Genomic DNA, 8,304 nt, shown 5'->3' on the forward strand with positions numbered 1-8,304 from the left:
GCACGGCGGCGACACCATTGAAGTGGGCAAATACAAAATCCGCTTCCTCAACGAGGCCGAAGCCGAAGACTACGAAAAAACCATGATCGTCAAGCCCGGCATGGTGCCCCCGCCGCTGCCACCGCGCGCGCGCCCCCCGGCAGCCGCGCCCTACGCCGCCACAGCAGCGCAGCCTGGCACGGCCGCCAGCATCCGCGTGCTTTCGGGCGCTGCCGCTGGGCGCGAAGTGGCGTTGAACAAAGTCGTCACCACCATCGGCAAACCCGGCGTGGCCGTGGCCGCTATCACCCGGCGCCACCATGGCTACGTGCTCACCCACGTCGAAGGCCCCGACACCCCGACGCACAACGGCGTCCACATCGGCCAAGAGCCCGTCCCCCTGCACAACGGCGATCTGCTGGAACTGGCAGGCACCGAGATGCTGTTTGTGCAGACTTGAAGCCGACCCAGAAATCCTGAATGGATACGAATCCAGCTGAGCGAATAGCGGGTCGCTCAGTGCCGTCTAGCGCTCAGATGGCATCAAAAATGTCATGCAAACTGCGCGCGGTGATGGCCCGATCTACCCAGGCTTCAATTTGCTCTGTGCTGGCGTGCTCCAGCTGTGCGAGGATCGACGATGACAAAGGCCCAAAGCGGGCCACCAGCAGGCGCTGCAATATCCTGGCCTCACCATCCCTTTGGCCTTTTTGCATGCCTTTTTCCAACCCCTTTTGTAAGCCTTTTTGTAAGCCTTTTTGTAAGCCTTTTTGTAAGCCTTTTTGCTCAGCTTCCTGCGCCCATTCTTCAAACCGCGTGGCCAGTGTCATTTTCAGCTCCTTCAAGTCTTGCACTTTGGGCAGTGCCAAATCATGTTTGCTTTGCCGTAGCAGCACGGCGCGTATCCAGATGGCAAAAATGCGCATCAGCTCGGGGTTGTCGGCCAGCCAGCCGTGCAGCAGATCAATCACCTCCAACACTGCAGTCTGCTGGGGCGGGCGCTGCAAGCGCATCATGGCAGCCACCAAGTTTTGCATGGTGGCCAAACCGCTTTCGGTGTACTGGTTCTCCGCAATCAGCAGGTACTGCAGGCTGGGCAGAAACTGCGATACCAACCCCGGCACCTTGGGAATCAGCTCGGCGATGTTGGTGGCCGCCGTCCAGGGCGCGTCACCGTTGTACAGCACGATGGGCAGCACCGGCGGCAGTTTGCGCTGCGGCAATACCTGTTTGGCCTTGATGAGGTCTTGGTACAGCAGCCCGACGTAGCTCATCATGCGCACGGCCATCCAGGGGTCAACCTTGCTTTGGAATTCAATCAGGATGTAGAGATACACCCACTCCGGCCCGACCTTGACGCGCCAGACCACATCATCGGCGCGGTGGCGCAGGTCGTCGGTGACGTAGCTGCCGGGCATTTTCTCCAGCGTGCGGTAGTCCAGGCTGTGCAGCCACGCATCAGGGATGAAGCCCAGCACCAGATCACGCACCAGCTCGGGCGAGGAGAACAACAGCTTGTACGAGGCGTCGTGGTCTGGGGGCATGGGCAGATTGTAGGGATGCCATGCAGGGCTGCGGTGTCGGTTTGCGTGGCGAAAATATTCAAATTTGATAGCTGCTAGCGCCCGCTCCAAAAGGAACAGAGCCTGATTTGGTTCATTTTTTGCGGCAGCCTGTCAAAAACCGCAACCCGCGCAACAGGCAGTGACAATTCGGCGTGACACAAATGTCATGAATTGGCGCAAATTTGCTGAAGGTTGTTACAGCAACCGCATCTCTGCAAGGGGCTTTGTAAGTAAAACGATACGCCTTGTTGCATCCAGTGGGCTGGCACGGATGCTGCTGCTATTGCTGCGAACCTGAAGAATCCTTCTGCAGGTTTTCATTCGCAATTGACTCCGAGGAGAACTTTATGAAGCGTTCTATGCAAAAGGGCTTTACCCTGATCGAACTGATGATCGTTGTGGCGATCATCGGTATTTTGGCTGCCGTGGCCCTGCCCGCTTACCAGGATTACACCGTGCGCGGTCGTGTGTCAGAGCTTATTTTGGCGGCATCTTCGTGCCGTACTTCTGTGACAGATACTGTGTCCAATTCCAACGTGATTGACGTCACTGCAGTATTGCCTGGGGCATGCGAGATTTCGTCCACCAAAGGAAACCAAACCAAAATGGTTACCTCATTGGCTGTTGATCTAAACGGTGTCATCACAGTAGTTGGCAATGCAACTAACCTGAAGGGTGATACGACAGGTGCGAGCTCTATCCAGATGATTCCATACATTGGTGTTGGTTCTGCACCTGCCAAGCTTGCTGGCGCAACAGATGGTGGTAAAACAATTGCTGAATGGCGCTGTGGTCCAACAGCTGCTGCCGGCATGCCTTTGAAGTACCTGCCTGGTTCGTGCAAAGCTGCTTAATACCAATTTTGGTTAAAAAGGCCCCTATTTATAGGGGCTTTTTTATTGGGATTTTTGATATTTGAACGGCGATTGATGGCCATTGAATAAATACCCTATTCCACTAAAAATCATGCAACCCTTGAAATATCGCCTGCGTGCCAGCGCCATTCACCTTGCCATCAGCCTGAGCGTTGCCACACTGGCGGCGCTGCTAGTCTTTGGTTGGTGGTATCCCTACCCCTACCGCGAGCTGTCGGGCGGGCGTGAGCTGTTTGCCTTGGTGGTGGTCGTCGATGTGGTGCTGGGGCCGCTGATCACGCTGGTGATTTTCAATCCTGCCAAAACGCGTCGCCATCTGATGATGGACTTCACGGTGATTGGCTTGTTGCAGGTGGCCGCTCTGGCCTATGGGTTGTGGACGGTGTTTGTCGCCCGGCCCGTGCATTTGGTGTTTGAGTACCACCGCATGGCCGTGGTGCATGCCGTGGACATTGAGCCTGAAATGCTCTCCAAAGCCCCGGCCGGTTTACAGCAGCTGCCCTTGTACGGCCCCACGTTGCTGTCGCTGCGGTCACTGCAAGGCAATGAAGCCATCGAGTCCGTCATGCTGGCCACTGGCGGCATCTCTCAAGCCGCCCAGCCCCGTCTGTGGCAGCCCTACGAAGCCGCCCGCGATCAGATATTGCAAGAGTCGCGCCCCGCCGCGCAGCTCCAAGAGCGCTTTCCCAGCCACGCCGACGCCATCGCCCGCGCCGTGGCTCGCACTGGCCGCCCTCTGCACGCACTGCGCACCTTGCCCCTGCTATCGCGCAAATCCGCCTGGACGGTGCTAATCGACGCGCAATCTGCCCAGCCCGTGGGCTTTGTCGCGCTGGATTCGTTTTAAGGATCAAATCAGCCTCTCGCGCTTGTGTGGCAAGCGCAAGAGGCTATCAATTTTGAAAATCACCGGCTGCGCGCATGTGGATGTTTTTTAAAAGGCAAAAGACTCAGGCTTCTACAGCGTTTTTTGCTGCCTGTGTTCTGTTCCTGAATCTTCCGAATTTTTTGTGGCTTGAGTCGCGCAGCACCTTGTTGCTTGATGGCACTGAATTTATCGAGCGACTGTTGCTGTGCTTGTTGTTGACCGCTGTTTTTCTCACTTTGTTTACACGGCCTTGGCGGGCCTGGTTGGTGCTATGGCTGTTGTGCTTGTGGTGGCAGCCGCTGGCGTTGGGTGTGCGCGCCATCAACGGCATGCCTATCAATGCCACTCTGGTAGGGATGGCCATGGCCACCAGCCCGGCTGAGCTGCGCAATTTGGCAGCAGTCATCCCTTGGGTGTGGTTTGCTTTTTTTGCGCTCTGGAATCTGGCTTGCTGGGGTGTGCTGCGTGCATTGCATCGCCGCCCCGACTGGCGCTGGGGCGGGCGGTTTCGTTGCAAGGTAGTTTTTTTCTGCGCTGCCATGTTGGCGCTACCTTATGTGGTGCTGCCCAACCCGACTGCTGTGGCAGAGAGTAGGGCGATGCTCGCAACCACGCCACAACCGTCGCGCTCTGACTCTGCCAATCTGCTGCACAGCTTTAGTCATGCAGACCAGCGTGTCGGCAATTCCCTGTATTTGCCCGAAGCTTTTCCGTATGAGTTGCCCTGGGCCGTGGCGCAGTACTGGCAGGGGCGGCGCGTGGTCGATGCCGTGCGGGCCCATTTGCAAGCGCCCGATCCGGGCTATACCTTGGCAGGCACGCTACCCCAGGCCGAGGTGGTGGTGCTGGTGCTGGGCGAGTCGTCCACCCGCAACGCCTGGCACTGGTTCAGCCCGCAAGCGCCCGCCACCACGCCCTTGCTGGAAGCACGTATTGCGCGCGGCGAGCACCTGTTTGGCTTTGCCCGCACGCTGGCGCAGACAACATCCACCCGGCAATCGGTGCCGTCGATACTCACCGCGCAACCGTTGGTTTGGCCCGACGGAACACCCAACCCGCAAGCTACGCATTCCATTGTGTCGGTAGCCACGCAAGCGGGTTATGCCACGGCATGGTTTTCTAACCAGGCTGCCGTGGGCAAGCATGACGGCATCATCGCCAGCTACGCCCAAGAAGCGGCGGCCACCGCGTTTTTGAACCCTTCAGGCTTTGCCGATCAAGGCAGCCTGGACGAGGTGCTGCTGCCCGCCCTGCGCCGCCACTTGGCAAACAATGCACGCGCGCTGGTGGTGCTGCACACCATGGGCAGCCACTTCAACTACCAGCACCGCTACCCCAGCGGTTTTGGCCCTTACCCGCACAGCAGCAACGCCCGTGAGGCCTACTTCAACAGCGTGGCCTACACCGACAAGGTGCTCGATCAAATCATCGCCACCTTGGCAGGCGATGGCCGCCGCGCCGCGCTGGTGTACGCCGCCGACCACGGCGAAACCGTGCCCGGCGGTGCCTGCAAGGCGGACAGTGCCAACCGCAACACGCGCGATGCCTACGAGGTGCCCGCGCTGGTGTGGCTTAGCAGTTCTTATGCTCAGGCACACCCTGCTATTGCCGAGGGGCTGCGCGCGCACCAAGATCACCCCTACACCGTGGCTGCCGTACACCAGACCTTGCTGGATTTGATGCGTGGCGATACACAAGCGCCCGTGCCCGACGCCGCAACTCAGAGTTTTGCCCGCCCATCGCGCCATCGGGATGCCAACGGGCGCGAGCAGGCATCGGCATGGACAGAGAAATTTGAAAAAGCAGCGGCCAAAAACCCGTGTTTCATGATGTTGAAATAAGCCCAAACAGAAAACGATGATCAAAAACAATCTTGAAAAAATAAAAAACATTCCACTGCTGGATGCTGTTTTATTGGTCAGCTTTTTCATCTCCGGCTGTAGCGCCCTGATTTACCAAGTGAGCTGGCAGCGCGCGCTGTATGGCCTGATTGGCGTGGACATGGACTCCATCACCATCATCGTGTCGGTATTCATGCTGGGCATTGGCCTGGGTGGCATGCTGGGCGGGTGGCTGTCTGATCGCTTTCCCCGGCGGCGTTTGCATTGGTATGCGGGTATTGAGCTGTCCATCGCGCTGTATGGCGCCGCCAGCCTGTGGTTGCTGCGGGCGCTCCAGGCGGGATTGGCAGGCAGTTTTCTGGGCGACGGCGCTGTGGGCAGTGCGGTGGCCAGTTTTGGCTTTTTGCTGCTGCCTACGGTGCTCATGGGGATGACGCTGCCGCTGCTGACGATGGCTTTTGATGAGCGCACGGCCAACATTGGTGTTTCGGTGGGCACGCTGTATTTCATCAACACCTTGGGTGCGGCCACTGGGGCGGCGTTAGTGCCTTTTGTGCTGCTGCCACTGTGGACGTTGCCGCAGGTGGTATGGGTGGCCGTGGCGGGCAATATTGCCGTGGTGGTGTGTGCCGTGCTGGCGGCCCAACTGCTGCCGCGCACTACCGCTGCCACCACCACAACCGGAGCGCCCGCATGAATTACCCCGCCTTGCTTTCTTTTGCCTGCGGTTTTGCCAGCCTGAGCCTGGAGATTTTGTGGGTGCGCTTGTACAGCTTTGCCAAGTTGTCCACCCCGGCGGCGTTTGGTTTTGTGCTCATGGCTTATTTGCTGGGTATTGCGCTGGGGGCACATGCCGGTGCCCGCGCCTGCCGCCGCGCCGATGGTGATGCCCAACTGTGGCGCTACAGCGTGGCTGCGCTGTGGTTATCGGCACTGCTGACCTTGGTGTTGCCAGTACTGTTCGTCGCATTGACCAGCGATTGGCTGCACAGCGCAGTGCTGGATTTGCTGCTGATGGCTGCCGCATCGAGCGTACTGGCGTTTGTCTTCCCCATTGCACACCATTTGGGCACGCAAAACTTGGTGGGCAAGCAAGGCCAGCGTTTTGCGCTGGTCTATACCTCCAACGTAGCCGGGGCGGCACTGGGGCCGCTGGTCACGGGCTATGTGTTGCTGCACAGCCTGAGCTTGCAGCAGAGCTTTTTGGTGATTTGCGCGGTGCAATGTGCAGCGGCGGTGTTTTTTACGCTGGCGCTTAAAGCCAAGCCGCGCCACGGCGTGCTGGCGGGTGTGGGCACCTTGCTGGCTTTGGGTGGTGCGCTGGCCAGCACGCTGCATGACCCCCATGCCTTGGTGCAATCGGTGAACCAAACGGGTGCGCGCGCGGGCACGGTGATTGAAAACCGGCACGGCATCATCACCATCTTCCCGGAAGCGGATAAAGGCGATGCCGTGTATGGCGGCAATGTGTACGACGGGCGCACCAACCTGAGCCCTGAAGTCAACAGCAACGGCCTGGAGCGCCCGCTGCTGATGGCAGCCCTGCAACCCCAGCCCCGACGGGTGTTGATGGTGGGCTTGTCGATTGGCACTTGGCTGGCGCTGGTGAACGAGTTTCCGGGCGTAGAGCAGGTGGATGTGGTGGAAATCAACCCCGGCTATTTGCAGGCCGCACAGGCCTACCCGGCGCAGGCGAGCGCTTTGCAAGACCCGCGTGTCCAGATAGTGGTTGACGATGCCCGGCGCTGGCTGCGCCAGCACCCCAGCAAGCAATACGACCTCATCATCATGAACACCACTTGGCACTGGCGCGCCAACATCAGTCTGCTGCTGTCCACCGAGTTTTTGCAACTGATGCAGGCGCACATGGCGCCTGGGGCGGTGCTGTCATTCAACGCCACGGGCTCGGCAGACGCTTTTTATACGGCCAGCAAGGTGTTTGCCCATGCTTACCGCTATGTCAATTTTGTTTATGCCGCCGATTTTGACTTTCGTGCCCGCAAAGATACGGCAGCCACGCGCCAGCTGTACCAAAGCCTGACGCTGGGCGGTGCGCCCTTGTTTGCTGCCAATTCTTCTGCCATTGAGCGCTTTGTGACCAAGCCCTTTGTGGGCATAGAGGTCGTTCAAAAATCAGCGGGACGACCTTTGGAGCAGATCACCGACTACAACATGGTGACCGAGTTCAAGTACGGCAAATCGCTGTATTGATTGGTGGGCGGCGGCGTCCACATTTCCCTCTACAAAACCTGTCGTCATACCATCTTTGAAACCGTCTGCGCGCCAGCGCCATTCACCTTGCTATCAGCCTGAGCGTTGCCACCTTGGCGGCGCTGGTGGTGTTTGGCTGGTGGTATCCGTACCCGTACCGCGAGCTGTCGGGCGGGCGTGAGCTGTTTGCCTTGGTGGTGGCCGTCGATGTGGTGCTGGGGCCGCTGATCACGCTGGTGATTTTCAATTCCGCCAAAACGCGCCGCCACCTGATGATGGACTTCACGGTGATTGGCTTGTTGCAGGTGGCCGCTCTGGCCTACGGGTTGTGGACGGTGTTTGCTGCGCGGCCCGTGCATCTGGTTTTTGAATACCACCGCATGACCGTGGTGCATGCCGTGGACATCGAGCCCGAAACGCTGGCCAAAGCCCCGCCCGGTTTGCAGCAGTTGCCCTTGCGGGGACCGACGCTGCTGTCGCTGCGGCCACTGCAGCCGTCGGAGGCCATCGAGTCCATTTTGCAAGCCACGGGTGGCATCCCCCAGGCGGCCCAGACCTCTTTGTGGCAACCCTACGAAGCCGCCCATGAGCAGGTGCTGAAAGAGTCGCGCCCCGCAGCGCAGCTCAAAGAACGCTTTCCCAGCCATGCCGATGCCATTGATCGCGCGGTGCTCAGCACAGGTCGCTCCCTGGATGCGCTGCGCTATTTGCCCTTGATCTCACGCAAAACCGCCTGGACGGTGCTGATCGACGCGCAATCTGCCCAGCCCGTCGGCTTTGTGGCGCTGGATTCGTTTTAAAGCCGAATCGGCCTCCAGCGCCCGTACAGCGGGCGCGAGCAGCTATCAAATTTAAAATTTCTCAGTCAAAAGTAGCCCATTGAACTACACTTGGCCCATGCAATTCGAATGGGATGAAGCCAAAAGCGAAGCGTGTTTCCTTGCGCGGGGCTTTGATTTTGCTTA

At 58.9% G+C, this 8,304-nt stretch carries 9 protein-coding genes; 7 read left to right on the plus strand and 2 right to left on the minus strand.

Annotated features, from left to right (window positions below):
• The coding region (locus PHX69_RS13630) for an FHA domain-containing protein (RefSeq protein WP_288044373.1) at positions 1–439 on the plus strand (439 nt) is incomplete at its 5' end.
• A gap of 73 nt (positions 440–512) precedes the next feature.
• Here PHX69_RS13630 and PHX69_RS13635 read toward each other — a convergent pair.
• Positions 513–1,523, minus strand: a complete 1,011-nt coding sequence (locus PHX69_RS13635) for an Rpn family recombination-promoting nuclease/putative transposase (RefSeq protein ID WP_288044375.1) — start codon at positions 1,521–1,523, stop codon at positions 513–515.
• A 368-nt stretch (positions 1,524–1,891) separates the two neighbouring features.
• On the opposite strand from PHX69_RS13635, the gene PHX69_RS13640 reads away from it, so the two are divergent.
• The gene (locus PHX69_RS13640) at positions 1,892–2,398 is read left to right on the plus strand and encodes a pilin (RefSeq protein ID WP_288044377.1); all 507 of its coding nucleotides are present in this window, start codon (positions 1,892–1,894) and stop codon (positions 2,396–2,398) included.
• A 112-nt stretch (positions 2,399–2,510) separates the two neighbouring features.
• Positions 2,511–3,266 carry a TfpX/TfpZ family type IV pilin accessory protein gene (tfpZ, locus tag PHX69_RS13645; protein ID WP_288044380.1) on the plus strand — a complete coding sequence of 252 codons (756 nt, stop codon included), beginning with the start codon at positions 2,511–2,513 and terminating at the stop codon, positions 3,264–3,266.
• A gap of 103 nt (positions 3,267–3,369) precedes the next feature.
• On the opposite strand, the gene PHX69_RS13650 is transcribed toward tfpZ (PHX69_RS13645), so the two are convergent.
• Complete coding sequence (locus PHX69_RS13650) at positions 3,370–3,828, minus strand: hypothetical protein (protein ID WP_288044382.1); 459 nt, start codon at positions 3,826–3,828, stop codon at positions 3,370–3,372.
• Between the two features lie 58 nt (positions 3,829–3,886).
• Between PHX69_RS13650 and PHX69_RS13655 the strand changes: the two genes are divergently transcribed.
• The 4 genes from PHX69_RS13655 to tfpZ (PHX69_RS13670) all read left to right on the plus strand — a co-directional run bounded on the left by PHX69_RS13655 (position 3,887) and on the right by tfpZ (PHX69_RS13670) (position 8,139).
• Positions 3,887–5,128: a phosphoethanolamine transferase gene (locus tag PHX69_RS13655; protein WP_288044384.1), complete on the plus strand. Its 1,242-nt coding sequence runs from the start codon at positions 3,887–3,889 to the stop codon at positions 5,126–5,128.
• Positions 5,129–5,144: 16 nt separating this feature from the next.
• Positions 5,145–5,825 (plus strand): fused MFS/spermidine synthase, encoded by a 681-nt coding sequence (locus PHX69_RS13660; protein WP_288044386.1) that lies wholly within the window; start codon positions 5,145–5,147, stop codon positions 5,823–5,825.
• Positions 5,822–7,339, plus strand: a complete 1,518-nt coding sequence (locus PHX69_RS13665) for a spermine/spermidine synthase domain-containing protein (RefSeq protein ID WP_288044388.1) — start codon at positions 5,822–5,824, stop codon at positions 7,337–7,339. The genes PHX69_RS13660 and PHX69_RS13665 overlap by 4 nt, the downstream gene beginning before the upstream one ends.
• Before the next feature lie 113 nt (positions 7,340–7,452).
• Complete coding sequence (gene tfpZ / locus PHX69_RS13670) at positions 7,453–8,139, plus strand: TfpX/TfpZ family type IV pilin accessory protein (RefSeq protein WP_502958534.1); 687 nt, start codon at positions 7,453–7,455, stop codon at positions 8,137–8,139.
• The last annotated feature ends 165 nt before the right edge of the window (positions 8,140–8,304 follow it).

Origin of the sequence: Simplicispira sp. (assembly GCF_028687295.1) — a bacterium.
Classification (GTDB): Bacteria; Pseudomonadota; Gammaproteobacteria; order Burkholderiales; family Burkholderiaceae_C; genus Simplicispira; species Simplicispira metamorpha.

Bases quoted from the DNA above. Each gene is read 5' to 3' on its own strand.
- PHX69_RS13635 (WP_288044375.1), bottom strand. From the start codon at position 1,523: ATGCCCCCAGACCACGACGCCTCGTACAAGCTGTTGTTCTCCTCGCCC.
- PHX69_RS13640 (WP_288044377.1), top strand. From the start codon at position 1,892: ATGAAGCGTTCTATGCAAAAGGGCTTTACCCTGATCGAACTGATGATC.
- tfpZ (WP_288044380.1), top strand. From the start codon at position 2,511: ATGCAACCCTTGAAATATCGCCTGCGTGCCAGCGCCATTCACCTTGCC.
- PHX69_RS13650 (WP_288044382.1), bottom strand. From the start codon at position 3,828: ATGGCAGCGCAGAAAAAAACTACCTTGCAACGAAACCGCCCGCCCCAG.
- PHX69_RS13655 (WP_288044384.1), top strand. From the start codon at position 3,887: ATGCTCGCAACCACGCCACAACCGTCGCGCTCTGACTCTGCCAATCTG.
- PHX69_RS13660 (WP_288044386.1), top strand. From the start codon at position 5,145: ATGATCAAAAACAATCTTGAAAAAATAAAAAACATTCCACTGCTGGAT.
- PHX69_RS13665 (WP_288044388.1), top strand. From the start codon at position 5,822: ATGAATTACCCCGCCTTGCTTTCTTTTGCCTGCGGTTTTGCCAGCCTG.